Source organism: Roseofilum reptotaenium CS-1145 (genome assembly GCF_028330985.1).
GTDB lineage: Bacteria > Cyanobacteriota > Cyanobacteriia > Cyanobacteriales > Desertifilaceae > Roseofilum > Roseofilum reptotaenium.
Window position 1 is genome coordinate 104,409 of the sequence record NZ_JAQMUE010000064.1, and the last position, 20,977, is coordinate 125,385.

The window sequence follows — 20,977 nt, forward strand, 5'->3', positions numbered from 1 at the left end:
ATATAGTGTCATTTAGTTGCTTTACATCCTGATTTTAGCGTGCCTCAGTTGAATCTCAAAGATAGTTGGGTTGATGGCAAGAAAACTGTGGAGATGTTAGGGGATAAGCAAAGAATTTTTCTCTATGGTAACAGTTGGCTGCTCAATACGCCCCATGGGTGGACGAGCTTTATAGGGCTACGTGCGATTTCTACTTTAATCATTAAATGCTCCTCTAAAGAGATTTTCAAGTAACCGCTGTTCGCGATCGCTACGTCTTTGGTGCATATCCTGGTCATACCGAAATGGGGGGTTGCAGGATTGATATTGGGTATTGCCCCAAATGCGGATCGTGTAATCTGTACCACTGGTGAGCATAAATTGGTTATCGCGAGTAAATTGAACTGTTTGAATCGAGTAGTATTGATAGCCTCGCTGGTGATAGGTTGGACAGTATAAGGTGTTGAGCAACTCACCCGTTTTCCAGTTCCAGATTTTGATTTCACCGGTTTTGAAAACACCACACAACACGACACCATCAGAACTAAAGAAACTTGCCTTAGACACCTCTGGATTGGGTAATTGCCAACGTTGGATTAGACCACCCGTCGTTAGCTCCCATTGTTGAATAAATCCACGGTAATCGAGTCCTATAGCCGTTGTCCGATCTGCACAGATATGGATCGGCCGATAGTTCCCCCCGTCTTCCCAGAGAATGCTGTAAAGTTGAGTGCCACTATAACTCTTGTAAATTTGGGTTTTTCCATCCACATTGTAGAGTAAGAGTTGACCATCCAGGCTAAATTGAAGGGTAAAATGACGCAAGTATCGAGATGGTGGAATGGGCTGAAAATAGAGTTTGTGCTTGGCTTGTAGATCCCAAACTTCAAAACCTTTTCTAGGATTGCTGAGGGTTAAGAGTTTTTCATCTGGACTCACTACAATGGAGTCTATCCAGTCTTGTTTACTCTCAATAGTATTGAATATTTCTCCTGTACTGATATCTTTGACTTCAATATAATATCGTTTCTCATATCTATTCGGACGCTCGTGATAGAGGATGTAACACCGCTTACCATCAGGACTTAAGTGAAGAAATTGTGCATGGCTCAATGTTTGGCGATCGCCTAGAAATACCTGAAGTAATCCCTGTTGGAAATCCCAAATTTTCAGCGTCTTATGCAGCTCTACGGTGATTAATCGTTGAGAATCAGGGGTGAGTGCGAAGGGAAAAGCCCAGAGTATATCTTGGTATACAGCGCCCCCCTCTAGGGTGTGCAACTGCTGGAATGATGAGTAGTGAGAGGTAGGACAATCTGCTGAAAAGGATTCTGACATTTTGCTGCTTCTGGATACAGGGCAATCTAGCGAGATCGGTTGGTGAACCCATTCACTCTCATTAGATTAGATGTTACATTATATTAGCTACTATCTCTTACCTAGATTGAAGAACGAGTGATGGAAAACGTCAAGCAACATTTTGAAAGCGAAGCTCAAGAATTTGATGGGATTATACGTCGTCTCATTCCTTACTACGAACAAATGCTTGATGCGATCGTGGCTGCAATTCCCTTTAGTCCATCTCAGGTAATTCGGGTTGTCGATCTTGGATGTGGAACAGGGACGATCGCCAAACGAATTAAAAACACTTATCCTCACGCTCAGATTACTTGTGTTGATATTGCCGAGAAAATGTTGCAAATTGCCCAAACTAAACTCGGTAAGGGTGAAGATATACGATATCAACTGGCTAATTTTGAAGAGTATGAATTTGATGCAGTTTATGATGTAGCTGTTTCTTCACTTGCCTTACATCATCTGGTTAATGATAGTGACAAAATAAAGTTTTACAAGCAAATTTATGCTTCGCTGGCTCCCGGCGGTCTTTTTTTTAATGCTGATGTGGTATTAGCTTCTAATTCGCGTCTGCAAGAGCGTTATATGGAACAATGGCGAGAGTATATGCTGCGACAAGTTTCCCTAGAGGAAATCGAGGAAAAGTGGATTCCTCAACATTATGATGAAGATCATCCCTCCCCCCTCATGAGTCAAGTAGAGTGGCTGCGAGAGATAGGTTTTGTGGACATTGATGTGATTTGGAAATACTACAATTTCTCCGTATACGGAGGGTATAAGCCTAGTATAGAGTAGGAGATACTAGGAAAAGATGGCGATCGCCTCTATGTCAGAATAGAGAAAAAGTCCATATCCTGGAGTGAGTCCCATGGCGATAGAATGATGTACGTCTTTGATACCAATATTTGGGTTGCTGGATTGCGATCGCGTAGAGGAACTAGTTTATTCTCCTTAAAGCCATTTGTCAACGATGGGTTATACCAGCCGTTTCTGAAGCCTTATTTTTAGAGTATACTGAAGTCTTGAAGCGAGATTAAAATCTACAGAACTTCAGGATTTTTTGCCTGCTGCCCAATTATTTGGAATTCAAGTGGTAAAACCGGGAAGTTTAGTTCAGTCTCTCAAATTACAGGAGAAAGTTGGCGAATGAATACTTATTCTCTAAAGTTACCCGATGAATTATTGACTGAAATTCAACGTTTGGCTGAAGAAAAACAAGTTTCCCTCGATCGCTGGCTCTTAAGTGCCATAACTGAGAAAATAGAAGCGCAGAAGAGAGTTCACTTGCTGGAGACTTATGCAAAACAAGCTGATTATAGCCACTTTGACCAAATCTTAGATAGAGTTCCTAACGCAGAACCCATCCCTGGGGATGAGTTGATTTGAGAAAAATTAGGAAGATATGGAATAATCTGAACCTGCCCCCCCAAATCCCAGAAACCAGGTTTCTCGCGTATCTTTTTGTTGGTGTCCTCAACTTGGGTAGAAATCCGGTTTATTCCCACGGGCTAGGCTATACTCGATGTGGGGCTACCTACCCAAATCGCATTTTAGCCAATTTCACCCTCTCAGGAATTCCTACTCGGAAAAAACGGCGCGTTTGCACCAATTATACTACTCTAAAATCCAAACGCGATCCCATTCAACTATAAATTAATAATATCATAAAAACTATCCTCAAAATCATTTATTGAAACAGAAAGCGAATCGCCTGCCATTTCACCTTTGACAAGAGCGCTTTCATATTTATTTACAAATTTTTGTACTTCTTCAAAAAATATTTGAATGAAATTACTTCGATCAGTTTTTGATATTATTTCATCACTTTTCCTAATTATTAATATTTGGTCTTTCTTTTTCTTTACTGTAAAACTGAAAGAACAATCCATTCCTATAAATTTATACTTTTCCCTTGTTGGATTATTAACCAAATAACGAATTCCATCTAACAATTCAGAAATAGCTAGAAAAATCATCATTGACTGATCGGGAGTTTGGTTCATTGACGAATGTATACCATATTCACCCTTAATAGTCATGTGCCCTCGGCTCAATCCATCAATTTCGTCTTCCAATTCATGTAAGGTAAATTCCATTCTTAAATTATTCATTTAGAGTCGGAATATCTCTTCCAATAGAAAAAACATAGTGTAGGAGCGGGTTCTCCCAAATTTAGGATACACAAGGATTAATTCCCTGAACCCGACCCCACCGCTAGGGACTAGAAACCGGTTTTCTTGACACTCTTGGGAGGTTAATTGACGATCGCCCCAAAATCCGCCAATACCCGCGCATAATTCCGCAGAATTCCCAGTAAATTCAACCGATTAGTTTGTATATTTTCATCTTCTGCCATCACCAGGACACTATCTTCGCCATCGAAAAAGCGACTGACGGTAGGGGCAATTTCCGCTAAAGCATTGACCAAATCTTGATAGTTGCGGGTTTCTTGACAGCGTTGGGTTTGGGGAACAATTTTTACCATGGCATCGTAAAACGCTTGTTCTGACGCTTGCTCGAATAAGTCGGGTTTGACGACTCCCACGGGATCGAGTTGTTCTTTGTCCAAACTTCCCTTAACTGCTAACCGAGCGGAACGGTTGACGGTGGCGTAAATTTCGTCTAACTGTCCAGATGTGCGGATTTCTTGCAAAAATAGGGCGCGTTTGAGCAAGTCTAGCAGATCGGCTAAGGAGCGACTGGCATATTCGGGGTCATCTTCCCCTAAAATGGCATTGACGAGATCGTAATCAATGCCTTTGTCTTCCTGGAGTTGGGTACGGATGCGTTGCAAGAAGAAGTCTTCTAAGGTGGGGACTAAATTGAGAAGGTCGCTATTGGGCCAGCAGGACGCTACACTATCGACGAGGAGTTGATGCAGATCCAGGGGTAAGTGAGCCTCCCAGGTAATACTAATAATGGCATTGGCTGCGCGTCTGAGGGCGAAGGGATCGGATGAGCCACTGGGAATCATGCCTAAACTAAAGATACTAATTAAAGTGTCCAGACGATCGCCCATTCCGACCACTTGACCGACCAGAGTTTGCGGTAAACTATCCCCAGCACCTTTGGGTAGATAATGCTCCACAATCCCCGTAGCGATGGCTTCCGGTTCTCCACTGCAAAGGGCATACTTTTCTCCCATGACTCCCTGCAATTCGGGGAACTCGTACACCATTTGCGTGACTAAATCTGCTTTACATAATAGGGCCGCGCGATCGCATAATTCCCGCTCTTCACTGCTTAACTGGAGTTGCTCGGCCAAAACCTTAACGCAAGTACGAATACGCTCCACTTTATCTCGAACAGAGCCTAATTTTTCCTGAAATGTAACCGTTTCGAGCTTCTCGACATAACTTTCCAAGGGTTTCGCTAAATCCGCTTGATAGAAAAACTGACCATCAGCCAGCCTAGCGCGAATCACCCGCCCATTTCCCTGAGCAATCAAGTCTGACTTGGCGGGGTCACCATTAGAAACCGTAATAAAATAGGGCAACAATTCCCCAGATTCTGCCGATTTAAATACGGGAAAATAGCGTTGATGGGACTCCATTTCCATCGTCGTCACTTCCGTGGGGAGTTCGAGAAATTCATCATCAAACTGACCCGTCACTGCGGTCGGATACTCGACTAAATGGGTCACTTCTGCCAGTAAATTCGGGGAAATTCGTGCATATCCGCCTAATTTTTCCGCGCACGCTTCAACTTGAGCTTTAATGATTTCTTCCCGCTTTTGGGGATCAACTTGAATAAAAATCGACTCCATGGCCTCCAAATAGTCCGATGCTTGCTCTAGACTCACCGGTTGAGGATGGAGGACGCGATGGCCGTAGGAGAGGCGATCGCCAAAAATTGGAGTTGAACCATTTTCGAGTATAATCGGCAGTACCTCCCGATCGAACAGGGCCACTAACCAGCGAATGGGACGGGGAAAGCGAATCTGACCATCTCCCCAACGCATAAACCGTCTTCCTTCTAATCCAGAAATCCATCGGGGAACCCATGCAGTCAACAATTGGGGAACTACGCAGCCAGGAATTTGTTTGCGAATAAAGACAAAATCACCCTTTTCCGTCGGTCGAATCTCGAAATCCTCTACCTTTACCCCTTGCTTTTTAGCAAATCCTTCTGCGGCCTTGGTTGGCTTCCCGTCCTTAAATGCAGCTTTAGCGGGAGGGCCTTTAATCTCTGCTTCTCGGTCAGGTTGTTGCAGAGGTAATCCCTCAATCAGGACACAGAGACGACGGGGAGTCCCATAGACCTCGATACTGGTGGGTGTCAGCAGGTCGTTTGCTAAACTTTGGGCAATGAGCGATCGCCACTGACCGATAGCACTAGCGATAAAATCAGCAGGGAGTTCTTCTGTACCAACTTCTAAGAGGAATGTAGACATATAGCGCTTCGCGCGGTAATGGGTAATGGGTAATGGGTAATGGGTAATGGGAAAACCATCTTTATCGCTGAAGTTCTCAGTTTACCTTGTTCTGGCTCTGATTAACCCAAAATACACCCATCAGAATCATAGCACCTGCGATCGCCACAGTCAGAGTTAAGGGTTCTCCCAAAACCAGCCAACCGATTGCGGTAGCGATAATCGGCACTAAATAGAGGAAGCTAGAAGCTTGGGCCGTGGATAAGTGTGCTAAGGTATACGTCCAAGCGATATAGGCGATCGCGCCTGGAAAAATTCCCAAATAACCCACCACTAAACCCACGTTTAGCGTATCCGGAAATCGAACAAAGAACAGAATCGGCAACGTCCCCAACCAGACCGTATAACTGGCTAATTCTAAAGGAGAATAGCGCTCAAAAAACGGTCGCTGAAGGATAAAATAGAAGCTTTGGGAAAACGCTGCCATTAAAATCAGCCCAGAGGATAGAGCAAAAGTCAAATCTTGTCCTTTCCCCAGAACAATTAACACCATCCCCCCTAACCCCAAAGCCATTCCTAACCACCCTTGAAGCGGTAAGGATTCCTTGAGAATCGTAGCGGCAAGAATCGCTGCTATACAGGGACTAGAAGCATTTAAAATGCTGGCCGTACCTGCGGGAACCACCGTCTGTCCCCAAGATAAGAGTAAATGATAGAAAGAAACCCCTAAACATCCTTGAAGTAATAATCGGGGTAAATCGGACGAATGGGGGCGACGAATTTTTCCAGAAACCATAGCAAACACTGCTAGTCCCAAAGAAGCAATCAAAAATCTAAACGCCACGAAATTGAGGGGATGAATCGTTTGTACCACATAACGAACTCCCGGAAAAGCCGAACCCCAAAGCAAGATACAAATAGATGCCCAGCACCAGCCGACCCAGCGAGATTGAGTCCTCATCTTTCCCGCTCACTCAATAGCCAATAAGTCGTCATTCTTCCTCGTCCTTTCACCGTAAATGAGCCTCGTTTTTCTAAAATAAATGTATCTTGTAATTGATCGTAGGTGGCTTGAGTCACTTGAATCTTACCGGGTAAACCTTGAGATTCCATCCGAGACGCTACATTAACCGTATCTCCCCACAAATCCAATTGCAATTTACTCACTCCGATAACCCCAGCAACTACCGGCCCCGTATTGATCCCAATTCGCAGTTGAAAGGGTTGACCATTGCACAGTTCCAACCGATTTTCTAGGACACAAGGACGATTAAAGTCTTTGATGATTTCCTGCATATCTAAAGCCAGATTTGCAACTCTTTTAATAGATTTTTCCTCTTGTATATTCTGGTAAACAGGCAAGCCTCCAACCACCATATAGGAATCGCCAATCGTCTTTATTTTTTCTAGTCCATAATGCTGGGTTATTTTATCAAATTCAGAAAATATTTCATTTAATAAATCCACTAATTCAGTCGGATCTATTTTGGCCGAAAGTTCTGTAAAGCCAACTAAGTCGGCAAATAAAACAGTGACTTCAGGCAAGTAATCCGCAATAGTATGGCGATTTTTTTTGAGCTTCTCCGCAATATATTGAGGAAGGATATTTAAAAGTAATTTTTCTGATATTCTTCTTTGTTTTCTTAATTCTTCTTCGATCTTCCTTTTTTCGGTGACATTGCGAACTGTTCCTTCAAAGTACAGTAGATCGCCATTCTCGCCTTTGACTTTACGGACACTCTCAGAAATCCAAATTTTATCCCCGTTCTTACAATAGACTTCTGATTCAAATTCCTCAACAAAATCATAAATTTCCATATAGGCTAAAAACTCATCTCGCCGTTGAGGACGGACATAAAAATTTTCATTAATATTGGGAATTGTATCAATTAAGTCCTCTGGAGAATCATATCCATAGAGTTTAGCGAGAGCTAAATTCGCTTTCACAAATTGCCCCTCTGGAGTGGTTTGAAACATACCATCAATAGCATTTTCAAAAATACTGCGATAGTTTTCTTCCGCTTTTTGGCGAGCTTGAGCTTCCTGTGTGAGCAATTCTTGAAGGTTAAGCAAGCTCAGTTGAATGTTGATTTTTGAGAGAACTTCGGTGACTTGAAGCGGTTTGGTGATATAGTCGTTCCCTCCTACTTGAAAGGCTCTGGTTTTATCTAAATCGCTCCCTAATGCACTGACAAAAATAACAGGAATTGCTCGATATTCTGGATGGGATTTAATCTTTTCACACAGTTCGTAACCATTGATATCTGGCATCATAATATCAAGCAAGATTAAATCCGGTTGAGAATGGCGTACAGCATTGAGTGCTAATTCGCCATTAATAGCTTTGCGGACACGATACCCTTGTTGAGTGAGGATATGGGATAAAAATCGAATATTATTCGGGTTATCATCGACGACTAAAATATCCTTAGACAAGGGTAAAACAGTATGGTCTTGCATTATCGGAAATCCCAAAGAAAAATGGGGGGCGTGAACAAAATAGTCGAACTTTCTGAGCCTCGATCGCCTCTTCCCCGTTATAACATTTGGATCGATCCTCAGTTCAATACGCCGAACCCTTGATTGCCTCTAGGGTAGCATCGAGAATCCGATCTAGGCGGTAATGGTGGAGTAAATCGGCGATCGCCTCCCTTAAGTCGGACTCAGCCTCTGGAATCTCTTGCAATAGTTTTTGAATAAACTCTTCATCGGCTTGAGTGGCAGCTTGATGTAACTGATTAAGCCAATCCATGGGCATCTTCATTAACTGCGTTCCATTTAATAGTGCTTCTGTCCGATCAACCGGGTGTGCAATCATTTCCCGATCGTCACTGGTTTCATAGACGTACTCTATACTTAAATAATGACTCATTTTGTCTAATAAAACGGCTTGGGTAACGGGTTTATAAACCAATTCGTTACATCCAGCCTCTTCGATCAAGATTTGGTCTTCTTCCAAAGCGCTGGCTGTGAGGGCTAAAATCGGAATGGCAGCTCGGCCGGTGTTTTGTTCTTGCATCCGAATCAAGCGAGTGGCTTGATACCCATCCATCACTGGCATTCGTAGATCCATCCAGATCAGATCGGGGGACCAACTTCTCCATAAGTCTAAGGCTTGTTCTCCATGTTCGGCTTCATGCAGCTCAAATCCTAGAAGCTGGAGTTGTTTTAATAACAGTCGCCGATTTTCCCAATGGTCATCAACCACTAAAATCCGGTAGATGGGTTGGTTCGGTGCTAAGGCGATCGCCTGTTTTTCCACTCTCTGCTCTGGAATTTCTTCCGGATGGACGGTTCGTAAGGGCAGTCGGACTCTGACTAAGGTTCCCACACCCACCTGGGAAGAGATATGAATATCCCCTCCCATTAGTTGAAGCAGTTGTTTACAAATAGTCAAACCTAACCCCGTCCCTTGTCCAGATTTCACCCCGGAGCTGGTTTGCATAAAGGGTTCAAATAATAAGGGTAATTCCTGTGAGTCTATTCCTTCACCCGTATCTTGGATTTCCCAGATATAGTCTTGGATCGGAAGCTGATTATTCTGAGGTGCAGGAAAAACCCGAAGTTTCACTTCTCCTTGATGGGTGAATTTTACGCTATTGGATAATAAATTGATCAAAATTTGCCGCAGTTTTCTCTGATCCGCAATCACCCAATCCGGAACGTTGGGATTAATAGTGGTTGATACCAGAATGCCTTTCTGGTCAGCTTTGAGTTTTAAAATATCCTGCACTTCATCGAATAAACGATTTAAATTGAAGTAGCTTTCTTCGAGACCAATTTTACCGGCTTCAATTTTAGATAGGGACAGAATATCATTAATCAGGTCTAATAAATGCTCTCCACTGCGATTGATAATTTGCAAATATTCCTGGTGTTCAGAACTAACAAGAGATTCTCGCCTCAGAATTTGGGTAAATCCTAAGATTGCATTCAGAGGAGTGCGTAATTCATGACTCATACGAGCAATAAATTGACTTTTGGTTTGATTGGCAATTTCTGCTGCTTGTTTGGCACTTTGTAGGGCCAGTTGAGTCTGTTTCCGGGCTGTGGCATCCATGCCTACACTGAGTAGTCCCGTTATGTCTCCAGATTCATTATAGAGTAAGCGATTCGTCCATTCAATCCAGACGCGATCGCCATTCTTGAGTTGATTTTCGTTTTCATAGGTAACATACTGGTCTGTGTTCTCTAAAATATGATCGATTATGGAGTGTAGAGTGTTGCCCTCTATATCTTGGTTTGGCACAATTGTACCTTTAACATTTTGACCGATAATTTCTGCTTCTGTATACCCAAAAAAACGTTGGGCGAATTCGTTGAAAAACACAACATTTCCTTTACAATCAACTTGTAATATGATACTGTTCGCCGAATCCACCAATTGACGATACTTCGTTTCACTTTTCCGCAGTGCAGACTCAATTCGTTTGCGCTCTTCTATTTCTTGTTCCAACAAATGATATTGTTGATTGAGGGTATCTTTAGCCAACTGTAGTTCGGTAACATCGGTTTGCACACCGATATAATAGATGAGTTCTTGTTGTTCGTTGAAAATGGGGGATAAGGAGAGATCATTCCAGAAAACTGTGCCATCTTTGCGGTGATTTTTGAGAGTGATTCGGCAAGCTTTTTTCTCTTTTAGAGCTTTTCTTAAAATCGTTAATCCGGATTGATCCCGATCGTCTCCTTGCAAAATGGTACAAGTTCGACCAAGAATTTCAGCTTTTGTATAACCAGTTAGTTTTTCAAATCCGGAATTGACGTAGATGATCGGATTTCCGGGTTTAGTGGAGTCACTAATAGTAATACCATTGGTGCTGGCGGCGATCGCTCTTTCCAATAACCCGAGTTTTCTTTCCGTCTCTTTTCGATGGGTAATTTCACGGGAAACCCAAATAGCTGTATCTTGGTTTAAAGGAGAAATCGTGGACATAAACCAATGTTCTTGTCCTTCAATTGGCCAACAGTATTCAAGGCTTTCTATGGTTGTTCTGCGATCGATGACATACCGTGTCCAATACTTTTTAAATTCAGCAATTTGAGAGGGAATAAGATATTCAGTTTTTTGAGGTAATTTTTGTTTTTGGTGGTACAAGCTGATTGGAGAGCGAGTGGGAGCAATTTTAATACATTCCCCTTCATAGTTAAAGACCATAATCGCTTCATCCATCTCCCTAAACATTGCTAAAAGCTGATTTTCGGAGTTTTGTAATAATTGTTTAGAGTGTGTTAATTCAGTAATGTCATTAATGTTAAATAACAAATATTTTTGGCCGCCCAGTTTAATAATTTGGACTGAGATCAAGCCAATTCTTTGTTGATTGTCCTTGTTATTGAAGATGATTTCAATATTAGACAGTTCTTGTTGTTGTTCAAGTCTCTGAACTAAAGAATCCCAATCTTCAGAGAATAAAAAGGACTTCAAATTAGATATTTTTTCTCCAATCACCTCCGCCCTATCGTAGCCAGTATATGCCATGAAGTGTTCATTTATTTCTAATATTGTGCCCCGATCGTAGCTCATCAAAAACAGCAAACTTGGACTAGAAAAGAAGATTTTATGAAATCGTTCTTCTGATAAGACCCAACTGGCTTCTAGTTGTTCAATAATATAGTCTTTTTTCTGGAGCGATCGCCATAAAGCGAGGTGTTCTTTGTCTTTTTTGTTGTATTGAATATAACTCTCAACTTTAACGCGCAGTTCGATTAAGCTGAGGGGGCACACCAGATAATCCTTAACTCCAGCTTCAAAAAAGGCAATTCTATCCACGGAAGTACCGGAGGAATTCAGGGCAAAAATAGGTATATTTTTATAACTCGGATCGGTGTGAAGGGACTCACAGAGTTCTAGGGCGAGAAAGCTGGGGATACTCACTTCTACAAAGATCAAACTCGGATCTACCGCATCAAGTAAGGGAATCACTTGGGAAGGAGCGGTAGCCCATTCGAGATGATACCCTTGTTCCAGTAGAAAGGTAGAGAGCCACGCTAAAGATTCCGGTTGGGGATGGGCGATAATCAGTCTAGTCGGTGAAGATGGAAGGGGATGAAGCATATTTGCAAACTCCCAAGAAAACAACAAGACGCTTAAGCCAGATCAGAGTGATTTCTAGGGTGTTTGAATAGACAACCTGCCTGGGCTGAGTCGGATTGATACTTATGATAAATGCAAATCGGTATTTCTTTAAGTGAGTCTGGGCATATCAGTATAAAGATAACTTAATTGCTCTGGAGTGAGTTGATCGGTGGCTACATCTAAGACTAATTTGCCAGCTTGTAGCCCCAAAATCCGATCGCTATAGGTTTGGGCTAAGTCCACTTGATGTAAATTACATAAAACGGTTAATCCTTCTTGCTCGCAGAGCGATCGCAAAATCTGTAAGATACGATGGGAAGTCTGCGGATCGAGACTGGCTACTGGTTCATCTGCTAAGATTAACTGAGCATTTTGTGTTAGAGCGCGGGCGATCGCCACCCGTTGCTGTTGTCCTCCCGATAGGCAATCGGCTCGTTGAAAGGCTATATCCATCAGTTTAACCCGCTCTAGGGCAGCCATTCCTTCGAGTAATAGCGATCGCGGCAACTGTCCGCTCAAACATTGCCATAGGGATACCTCCCGCAACCGTCCTCCCAAACAATTTTCTAAGGCACTGCGACGACGGACTAAATTAAACTGTTGGGCAACTAAGGCGATCTGAGCGCGAATTTTTTGTAATTCCTTGGGTGAAGTGTTGGTTAGCTCTTGATTTCCAAACCAAATTCGACCGCGATCGACAGGCATCAGTTGTAGAATAGACCGCATCAAGGTCGTTTTTCCGGCTCCACTCAACCCCAGCACGGCGGTAAACTGGTGAGGAACCAGAGTAAAACTGACCTCATCTAAGGCCATTTGATTTCCAGAATAAATTTTGGTCAGTCCTTCAACTTTAAGCAACTGAGTCCTCCCATCAACACTTTAACCATTAACCATTCAATAATTAATCATTCTTCAACTTGCCAGCCTACTACTGGCTAGAAGAAATTCCTGTAAGTTTGAATGGAGAGGGTTTTGGCTCAAAAGAATAGTACGTTCTTTGACTCTGTTCTTCCTGACGTTTAAGATCCTCATATAGAGTTTGTAGATCGTTATTGCACTCCTCCATATACGCCCTTCGTGCTTGACGGACTTCTTCCACAATGGGGTCACGTTTCATCATTATCCTCCATTAATTCTTCAGGGGTACAAATAACTGAGGGTTCATAACCCCTTTCACGACAGATTTGTTCAATCTTTTTTCGGGTTATGGCATTGGCAATATGTTTGCAATTCCAAGTGAGTAAATAATCTATCCCATTGATCGCACCGATCGCAATATGCAGAGAATCGGCTGCTGCTGTTTGGGGAATAGCCGCTTTCTGTAAAAAGAGTTCAGACAGTTGTAGGGCAAGAGGAGAATTTTTTAAAGCAGCTAGGGGTTCCAGTAAGTCTAATCTTTCTTGTGCAGCATTAGAGTCTCCCCTACGAGCTTCTTGAATAACGAGTTCTGAAATATAAATCTCAAATTTAGGACGTTCAGTTATCCACCACTCGCTAGTGATTTGTTGATGCCCAGCAATAATAAGGTCACGACTAGGGCGTGTCGTAAGGTGGCTAATAACTGAGGTTTCAAGGTAAACACTAGGCATAATATTAGTTGGGTGCTAATCACCTATGATATCCCAATATTTCCCTGTATGCAGAATTGGGTAAGGAGATCGCTATCTAGAACTTCGTCCTAAGCAATAGGCAGTAAGAGCTTGCCTATTTTTTGCCTTTATGAGCGCGCATCGTTGTCAATTCAACGCTAAAACTATAGGTTATAAACAACCATGTTTGCCCTTTCCCTATGTCTGAGGAGCCGTTTTTGATTCAGTTAACTTGGCAAGATCCGGAAACGGGCGATCGCCAAGACTCCGTATTTCCCTTACCTGTTGCCTTCGGTCGAGAGGAGGACGCAATGCCCAAAACCGTGGAGAATAAGATGGTTACCCCCGTCGTCCTCAACCATAAGAAAGTCTCTCGGTTCCATGCCTTAATTACCCTCGAAGGCAAGCAGATCCTATTAACTGACCATAGTGTTAATGGGACTCGATTACATAATCATCTCTTACAGCAAGGAACCTTACCCCTTCAGAGTCAAGACCGGATCGAAATTGGCCCCTATCCCATCACATTAACGTTGGTCAATCAGACCGATCCGCAAGCGACTGAACCGGAAACTGCCCGGCGATCTACACTGAATTCTCAAACTCCAGTTCCATCAACGCCTTGGTGGTCTCAGTCCTGGATCATTAGTATGGTCGGCGCACTGATGGCAGGTTGTATGGCAGTGGGAACTTGGGCCCTGATGAGTTGGTTGTTAGAGAAGTCTAGACCCTCTAGACCTACGGTAGAAGAAGCGGTAAGTCTGGAATTGCACAGATGATTCAGTTGAGATGGCGCTGGATACTGATTAGCCTGTTGGTGTGTTGGTTCACTCTAGTGGCTTACCCCAGTTGGGGACGCTCTCCGTTTAGCCCCATCGAACAACGGGCAACGGTGGAAATGGATGGTAAGGTTTTATTTGAAATTAGGGGGATTGTGGGCTTTCCCGCTTCTGAGAGAGCAGAGGTGATTAATACGAAGCTTGAACAATTGCTGCAAACCCATTTAAAGTACGGTTTACCTCTGCCAAAATACTCGATCGATCGGAATAATGAGCAATCGACTTTAAGTTTTAATGATACTTATTTGTTAACCGTGACTCCTGTGGATGTGCGGGGAGAGCGAACGACAGAAGCCCAAGCACGACGCTATGCAGCTTGGATTTTAAGCGGAATTGAAACAGCTCAGTACGAGCGTACGGCTAAGTATCTGCGAGAAGCGGTATTTGTGATGTTGGGAGTGCTTTTGGTGGCGATTGGCCTTCATGTGGGGGTGAATAAGGGGGTGGAGTTGTCAGAGCATTACTTCAGAGTGTTGATCGACTCCGAGAGCTGTCAGTTTAGGCACTTGCAAATCCCGGATCAATTACTGCATCGGTTAATGAAATTAGGCAGGTTGGGGCTGTTGTTGGGATTATGGTATGCAGTGGGCTATTATCTCACGGATCTGTTTCCCTGGTTGCGGCGATCGCGCTATTGGCTCTTCGATCTCGTTTTCCAGAGTTTAACTGACCCAGTTTTTATCCTGAATGAGAATAGTTATTCTCTGCTGGATCTGCTGACATTGATTGCCTTGACGGTGGGATTATGGTTTGGGGTGCGATCTCTCACTCGGCTCTTCCGCAACCGTGTCCTAGCCTTTACGGATACCGATCGCGCCGTGCAAGATGTGTTAGGGGTGTTGGTGCAATCCCTACTCATGTTTTTGGGCTTACTCATTATTTTACAAATTTGGGGATTGAATGTTAGCTCCCTCACGATTATCGCCAGTGTGTTGGGGGTAGGGATTGGGTTTGGACTGCAAAATATCGCCAATAATTTGATTAGCGGTTTGATTATTACCTTCGAGCGCCATGTACAAGTGGGAGATTTTGTAGAAGTCGCCAACTTAATGGGAACGGTGGAACAGGTAGGCGCTCGTAGTACCCAGATTTTAACCTTGGATCGGGTGTCCATCATTGTGCCCAATTCCCGGTTTTTGGAAACCGAGGTGATTAACTGGAGCCATGGTAACCCCGTGTCGCGGTTGCGCTTACCGGTGGGAGTCTCCTATGATTGTGACCCAGAACAGGTACGCTCTGTCCTGCTGAATACGGCTAAATTACATCCAGATGTGATGGTTGAACCTCCTCCCCATGTTTTATTTAAGGGGTTTGGGGAGAGTTCTTTGGATTTTGAGTTATTGGTGTGGATGAGGGAACCGCGCCAACAGTTTAATCTTAAAAGTGACCTCTATTTTCGCTTAGAGAGAGCACTGCGCTACTATAAAATGGAGATTCCTTATCCTCAACGGGATTTACGTTTGCGATCGACCCATTTAGACCGAGTTGTAGAGCAGTTGCAAAAAGGCAAAGAAAATCCCCAACTCGAGAATAGTGCCCCCTTAGAGTTAACCGATACAGCATTGGAGTATCTAGTGCAAAGAATGCAAGAGGAAGAAGGTGTAGAAATCAAGGATCGATGGTATCGGGGGAATTTCTATCCGGGTGTGTTTGTAGCTGCCGAAGCGGTAGATTGGTGGATGAGAGAACTGAAGCTGAAACAAGTACAAGCGGTGGAGTTAGGGCAGGTGTTGTGCGATCGCCAAATCATTCATCACGCTTTTCAAGATATCCCTTTTCAAGATAGTTATGACTTTTACCGCTTTTATGCTGATTGAAGGTTGTAGCTTGGCTAAAACGAAGTGATACTCAGCCCCCAAAATAGAGTCAGTCATAACTTATAAATTTTCAACTTACTCTATCCTGATTGATAGAGGAATTCTTAAAATTCAAGAGAGCGCGAAGCACTAGTCAATAGGCAATCGATTGTATTGCTTGGAGTCTAGCTTTCAAGCTGTACTCCATAGAAGAAAAAATTTCTATACAATACAATTCTAAGAATTTTCCAATAATGGTTTGCCATCATAAACTAAAGCATTCCTCCTTTCCCGCAGCGTTTGCTCTTCGACAATGATTCCCTCAATTTCATCCACAGCCTTCTCTGAAACCTCCATCAAAGCAGCCATCTTCCGAATAGCTACTTTTTCTTCTTCATTGTATTCTCCATCAGCCGAGCAAGCTTTTATCGCCCAATAGAGGGAAGCTTTTTTTGCTTTTGCAACTATGGGACTACGGGACAAAATATCGGCAATATTTTCATCACCATTGTACGCTCTTCCTGCTTCAATTACAGACATAGAAAGTTTGCGACAAGCTCCCAATCCAAGGGCCCACTCACGCTCTGCTTCGCTGATGACACCATCACCTTTACTACAAACTAAAAGGGCTTTTAATAAATCTAATCCCTCTTCATCAGTCAAGTCCCTATTCACAGACCATCCCCACTGTTCTTTGAGCGCCCAAGAAGAGGCCATTTTTAGTAAAGTATCTTCGTTACTCAATTGTTTTACTCCTTTAGATCTAAAATAATTTCATACGATTAAGATTATATTTAGGACTTGCTCTAGCTGTCAACGGTAGATCCCTGTATAATCCATTAGGTTTGGCTGGATTAACCGTTTTAGGATTGCTATGAATTTTACCAATTTCACCCAGATGAAGGAGAGCCAAGGATGGGCAGGATTAATCGTTGAAGTGTCCTGTTTATCTTGGGTTTGGCTGATTGGGGTATGGACGCTGTTGTGTAATACCATGGTGTTGCGTCAAGCGACATTTGAGACTCTATTACCATTTTCCGCGATCGCCCTTATTTTAGCCATTGTCGGTTTTTTCCTCAGTTTTCATACTGTTATTCCTGACTCATCCTCCCTAGCAAAAGACAGCCCAGAACGTCCTAAACAGCAGCTTGGAAAAGATTTAGCGCTTCCTTTGGGTATAGCAGTAATCCTAGTCATCATTTATGGAATTACGGATAATTTTGTCCTGTTTTGGAGTCTAGCCACGTTGGGATTAGCCATTTCCTACGGGCAACTGCTCCGCAAATCTCCAGAAAATTTGGTCTTAAAATCACCTAAAATTGTCCCCTGGGAATGGCTGCTCGGATTAGGCGCTCTCGCTATTATCGCTACAGCAATCATCCATCGTACCCATGGGGATGATGCCTTTTATCTAAACCTGATGGTAGCCGCTCTAGATCATCCCGATCGCCCCCTGATGGTACAAGACACGATGCATGGTGTGCCCAATGTTCCCCTACTATTACCCGTCTATCGGGTGCATTCAATCGAACTTTTAGCCGCAGTCATCAGCCAAATAACCGGCATTTCCCATCTCTGGGTTCGTAACTTCTGGCAACCCTTAGCGATCGCACCCCTAGTTGTTTTTGCCTCTGCTCTCTTTTTCCGGGCGATCGTCCCTCGTCACTGGTTAAGTGTCACCACTGTTACCACTTTTTTATTAGTAATTTTAACCACGGCTGCCGGGTTAGGAAATTTCTCTCTAGCGCGGTTGCAACAGGGAAAACCTCTTTTTGTTGCCATCCTCGTCCCCCTGATTATTGTCTATACTCTCCGGTATCTAACTGCACCTAGTGCTTGGAAATGGATGATTCTCACCTTGGCTAATATTGCCGCCGTCGGCTGTAGCTCTACCGCTCTCTATGCCGCTCCTCTGACAGTATTTCTCACCACTTGCGGATATTGGAATCCTACTAGGAAAGCCACCTGGAGAGCGGTATCTGTTTTAACGACTGGTGCTTATCCGTTGGCGATCGCCCTCCTCTTCATCACCCAAGTCAAAACCTCCTCCCCCAACATGAGCAATCTCAACTTTGAAGCTATTATCAATAACGACTTCGTGCTACACCTCAAACACGGCATGGGAGGATACTTTTTTTGGGTAGCTACTTTAGCCAGTTGGGCAGTTTTAACCGATCTCAACCTGCGCCGATTTCTTCTAGGGACAATCCTCATCTTTATGCTCCTATTTATGAATCCCTTCCTGCAAGAATTTTGGGCAGTTAACCTCACCGGAGTTCCCACGTTTCGCCGCTTATGGTGGGTCATTCCTCGCCATCTTCTTCTTGGAATTTTACTCAGTTTTCCTCTCATATTCTCTTCCTTTTCCTACTATCAAAAGCAAGCTAAAATCACATTTTATGCCTTCGTCTCCACCGCTCTAATTGTTCTTTCCACCGCCCTTTCCCCTAACCCCTACTCTCCCCAAATCGACTTTAACCTTATTCAATACCGCTTTCCTCCCCAACCCAAACTCCCCCAAGAACGGCTCGATCTCATTAACCGCATTCAAGCTAAAGTGCCCCCTGGAAGCTATGTCTTAGCTCCCGCTTCTCCTGTAGGTGAAGAAGTCGCTGGAGATGAACTAGCCCGATGGATGATTGTCCCTCGAACTCCCCTATATCCCATTGTTGTCACCGAAAGCTATCTAAACGTCACCAACTTTTTCCCTGAATCAGAAGCACAACAGCGCCGTATTTTATCCCAATATATTAGTGGCGTAAATCGTCCCTCAAACGCTCCCCAAGTTTTACAATCTTCTATTCCTCAACTCTCCATAAAAGCAGCCATTGTCCCCCTGAGTAATCCCTGGGAACCCGAAATTAATGCTCTTCTCTCCTCATTAGGTTTTCAGGTAACCATCATCGATCATTATGCTCTTTGGATTTTATAATTATGTATGCTATGCTTCGAGCTATCATAAAGTACAATAGCAACAATAAGCAAACTAATTTCTTAAATATTTCGGATTAATTAAGTCCAGGGCTACAGCCAGAATAACATCAATCACAGAGCTGGTAGTAGGAGAAAGGGGCAAGTTTTAAACTCGCTTCCACAACCTATAGCAGAGAAAGGGAGAGTTAGGACATTTTCTATTGCGATTCGTGCCTGTTGCTAGAGTGCCTTAAACCATCACCTAACTGTCCTAACCAACTCCTTTTCTGCTATAGCTGTGGGATTCATGCCATTTTTCTTTAAGTTTGCAACTAATAATTTCTATTGAGGCAATTGTCTGAAAGGCTTTATTAAGCGCAATATCATGGAGAAATGGTATCACCCAATTTCCCGTGAGCTGTGGAAAGAATCTCAAGGGGTGACAAGGAGGCTAAATAGTAGAATATATAAGAGATAGATATTCATCAACACACATTCAACATATTTTTGATTTCAAGACACTGAATGTTTGCGAGGTAAGGGTTCTAGCTGTTCAGTTAGCGTTAAGCATAGAACGGACGGTGGTTCAAATCCCGTCTTCGCCCTCTTAAAAATTTGAATTTTTCTCGGTGAGCCACTGCAAGTCGTCAAACCAGCGCTCGCTTCCCTACTTCAAATTAACTTAAAACGACTATAACACTGACCATGGGGTTTGCCGGGCTGTTTAGTTCTAAGTTTTTCCGATCCCCATTGAGAAACGTACAAATGTTAAACTAGCACCTGCTAATGGTAGACTGGGGTTCAAATCCCTCCCTGCTTGTTAGTTTTGCCCCATAGATAATGTAAAGATTTGAGTTCACCTCGCCCTGGATATACCTTACCTGTCTTTGCGGCCGCTTCAGCGGTGGCGGCATTGAATTGTTTAAATGGGACACAAGAGATCGAAAGTGTATCTCTAGATTTAATCGATCCTGCCGAAAGGGTCAATGTCGCGATCGCCGAAGTCTCCAGAATTCGACCTGGAATGGCCTTGGGGATCAGTCATAGTGACCCGGGTGATAATCTGGATTTGACCCGTTATACTCCCGTTTGGGCGTTAGTCGAAACTTTATCCACGACAGCATCAGAATCTGAGAATCGGATTGAAATTGAAGGGGGAGAAGGAATTGGGAAACAGGTGGATCATGAAGGAAAAGCAGCCATTTATGGCTATGCTCGGCAACTACTCGATCGCAATCTTAAATCGCAATTATCCCCCAATCAAAGCATTCGCGTTACTTTAGTTCTTCCGGAAGGACGGAATTTAGCCAAACGTACCTCTCTAGAAGCCTTTGGAATAGTGGAAGGATTATCTTTATTGGGAACGACAGGTATTTCTCAACCCTTAAGTTCCCCGGAACAGTTAAGCCAATTTCGGCAAATTTTACAGGAAAAAGCGCAGCAACACGATCTCCTATTTTTCTGCTTAGGTGAAAATGGTTTAGCCTTAGCTCAACAAAAGGGTATCGATCCCCAACAAATCGTCAAAACAGCCAATTGGTTAGGCCCCATGTTAGCAGAAGCGGGAGCGCAACAGGTTAAGGAGATTATTTTATGGGGCTATCATGGCAAATTAATTAAGTTAGCGGGCGGGATTTTCCATACGCACCATGATCTAGCTGATGGCCGCTTAGAAATTTTAACGGCTTATGGGGCAAAGGTAGGTCTGCCAGGAGACAAATTACACGCTCTATTGAGTGCTAAAACCGTACAAGAAGGCTTAGAGCAACTGCGTCAGTGGGAACAGGAATCAGGGGAAAACTGGGTCGAGCGAGTTTATGGGGAAATCGTGACCCAAATCGATCTCCGATCTCAGGCCTATATCTATAAGCAAACCCAGCAACAGGTAACCGTTCGCTCCGTTCTCTTTGATGGCGATCGCCAGATTATTCTTCACTCATGCGAAAATATAAACATCAGAGGTTCGCTCTTGTGATACCCTAAAAAGATCAATTATTATTCACCCCTACGACGAGCGGGCACTTGCCTTCAGTTCGCCCTACGCACAACTAAAA

At 43.4% G+C, this 20,977-nt stretch carries 16 protein-coding genes; 6 read left to right on the forward strand and 10 right to left on the reverse strand.

The genetic code is table 11. The annotated features are described in order from the left end of the window. Window positions 1-195: 195 nt before the first annotated feature. Entirely contained in the window at window positions 196-1,317 is a 1,122-nt protein-coding gene (locus PN466_RS10455) for a WD40 repeat domain-containing protein (protein WP_271939421.1), read from the reverse strand. Window positions 1,318-1,437: 120 nt separating this feature from the next. Here PN466_RS10455 and PN466_RS10460 point away from each other — a divergent pair, with 120 nt between their 5' ends. Both PN466_RS10460 and PN466_RS10465 read left to right on the forward strand, forming a co-directional pair. Next, complete coding sequence (locus PN466_RS10460) at window positions 1,438-2,130, forward strand: class I SAM-dependent methyltransferase (RefSeq protein ID WP_271939423.1); 693 nt, start codon at window positions 1,438-1,440, stop codon at window positions 2,128-2,130. A 351-nt stretch (window positions 2,131-2,481) separates the two neighbouring features. Beyond that, entirely contained in the window at window positions 2,482-2,721 is a 240-nt protein-coding gene (locus tag PN466_RS10465) for a CopG family transcriptional regulator (protein WP_271939426.1), read from the forward strand. A gap of 260 nt (window positions 2,722-2,981) precedes the next feature. Here PN466_RS10465 and PN466_RS10470 read toward each other — a convergent pair whose 3' ends face one another. The 8 genes from PN466_RS10470 to PN466_RS10505 form a co-directional block, all read right to left on the reverse strand. Continuing rightward, window positions 2,982-3,431, reverse strand: coding sequence for a hypothetical protein (locus tag PN466_RS10470; RefSeq protein WP_271939428.1), 450 nt, complete (start codon window positions 3,429-3,431; stop codon window positions 2,982-2,984). A 158-nt stretch (window positions 3,432-3,589) separates the two neighbouring features. Beyond that, a complete protein-coding gene (gene glyS, locus PN466_RS10475; RefSeq protein ID WP_271939431.1) occupies window positions 3,590-5,728 on the reverse strand; it encodes a glycine--tRNA ligase subunit beta in 2,139 nt (712 codons plus the stop codon). 76 nt (window positions 5,729-5,804) lie between these two features. Next, window positions 5,805-6,668, reverse strand: a complete 864-nt coding sequence (locus tag PN466_RS10480; RefSeq protein WP_271939433.1) for a DMT family transporter — start codon at window positions 6,666-6,668, stop codon at window positions 5,805-5,807. Next, window positions 6,665-8,167 (reverse strand): adenylate/guanylate cyclase domain-containing protein, encoded by a 1,503-nt coding sequence (locus PN466_RS10485; protein ID WP_271939435.1) that lies wholly within the window; start codon window positions 8,165-8,167, stop codon window positions 6,665-6,667. Before PN466_RS10485 ends, PN466_RS10480 begins: the two co-directional genes overlap by 4 nt. A gap of 103 nt (window positions 8,168-8,270) precedes the next feature. After that, window positions 8,271-11,765, reverse strand: a complete 3,495-nt coding sequence (locus PN466_RS10490) for a PAS domain S-box protein (protein ID WP_271939437.1) — start codon at window positions 11,763-11,765, stop codon at window positions 8,271-8,273. 129 nt (window positions 11,766-11,894) lie between these two features. After that, window positions 11,895-12,644 (reverse strand): phosphonate ABC transporter ATP-binding protein, encoded by a 750-nt coding sequence (gene phnC / locus PN466_RS10495; RefSeq protein ID WP_271939439.1) that lies wholly within the window; start codon window positions 12,642-12,644, stop codon window positions 11,895-11,897. Window positions 12,645-12,714: 70 nt separating this feature from the next. Continuing rightward, window positions 12,715-12,906, reverse strand: coding sequence for a hypothetical protein (locus PN466_RS10500; RefSeq protein ID WP_271939440.1), 192 nt, complete (start codon window positions 12,904-12,906; stop codon window positions 12,715-12,717). Then, window positions 12,893-13,375 carry a type II toxin-antitoxin system VapC family toxin gene (locus PN466_RS10505; RefSeq protein WP_271939442.1) on the reverse strand — a complete coding sequence of 161 codons (483 nt, stop codon included), beginning with the start codon at window positions 13,373-13,375 and terminating at the stop codon, window positions 12,893-12,895. Before PN466_RS10505 ends, PN466_RS10500 begins: the two co-directional genes overlap by 14 nt. A 218-nt stretch (window positions 13,376-13,593) precedes the next feature. Between PN466_RS10505 and PN466_RS10510 the strand changes: the two genes are divergently transcribed. Both PN466_RS10510 and PN466_RS10515 read left to right on the forward strand, forming a co-directional pair. Next, window positions 13,594-14,154: an FHA domain-containing protein gene (locus PN466_RS10510; RefSeq protein ID WP_271939443.1), complete on the forward strand. Its 561-nt coding sequence runs from the start codon at window positions 13,594-13,596 to the stop codon at window positions 14,152-14,154. Next, complete coding sequence (locus PN466_RS10515) at window positions 14,151-16,031, forward strand: mechanosensitive ion channel domain-containing protein (protein ID WP_271939446.1); 1,881 nt, start codon at window positions 14,151-14,153, stop codon at window positions 16,029-16,031. The genes PN466_RS10510 and PN466_RS10515 overlap by 4 nt, the downstream gene beginning before the upstream one ends. 216 nt (window positions 16,032-16,247) lie before the next feature. Here the strand turns inward: PN466_RS10515 and PN466_RS10520 are convergent, their stop codons facing one another. Then, window positions 16,248-16,754 carry a hypothetical protein gene (locus PN466_RS10520; RefSeq protein ID WP_271939447.1) on the reverse strand — a complete coding sequence of 169 codons (507 nt, stop codon included), beginning with the start codon at window positions 16,752-16,754 and terminating at the stop codon, window positions 16,248-16,250. Window positions 16,755-16,884: 130 nt separating this feature from the next. On the opposite strand from PN466_RS10520, the gene PN466_RS10525 reads away from it, so the two are divergent. Then, window positions 16,885-18,942, forward strand: coding sequence for a DUF6077 domain-containing protein (locus PN466_RS10525; RefSeq protein ID WP_271939448.1), 2,058 nt, complete (start codon window positions 16,885-16,887; stop codon window positions 18,940-18,942). Window positions 18,943-19,773: 831 nt separating this feature from the next. Then, complete coding sequence (gene cbiD, locus PN466_RS10530; protein ID WP_271939450.1) at window positions 19,774-20,898, forward strand: cobalt-precorrin-5B (C(1))-methyltransferase CbiD; 1,125 nt, start codon at window positions 19,774-19,776, stop codon at window positions 20,896-20,898. Window positions 20,899-20,977 lie beyond the last annotated feature (79 nt).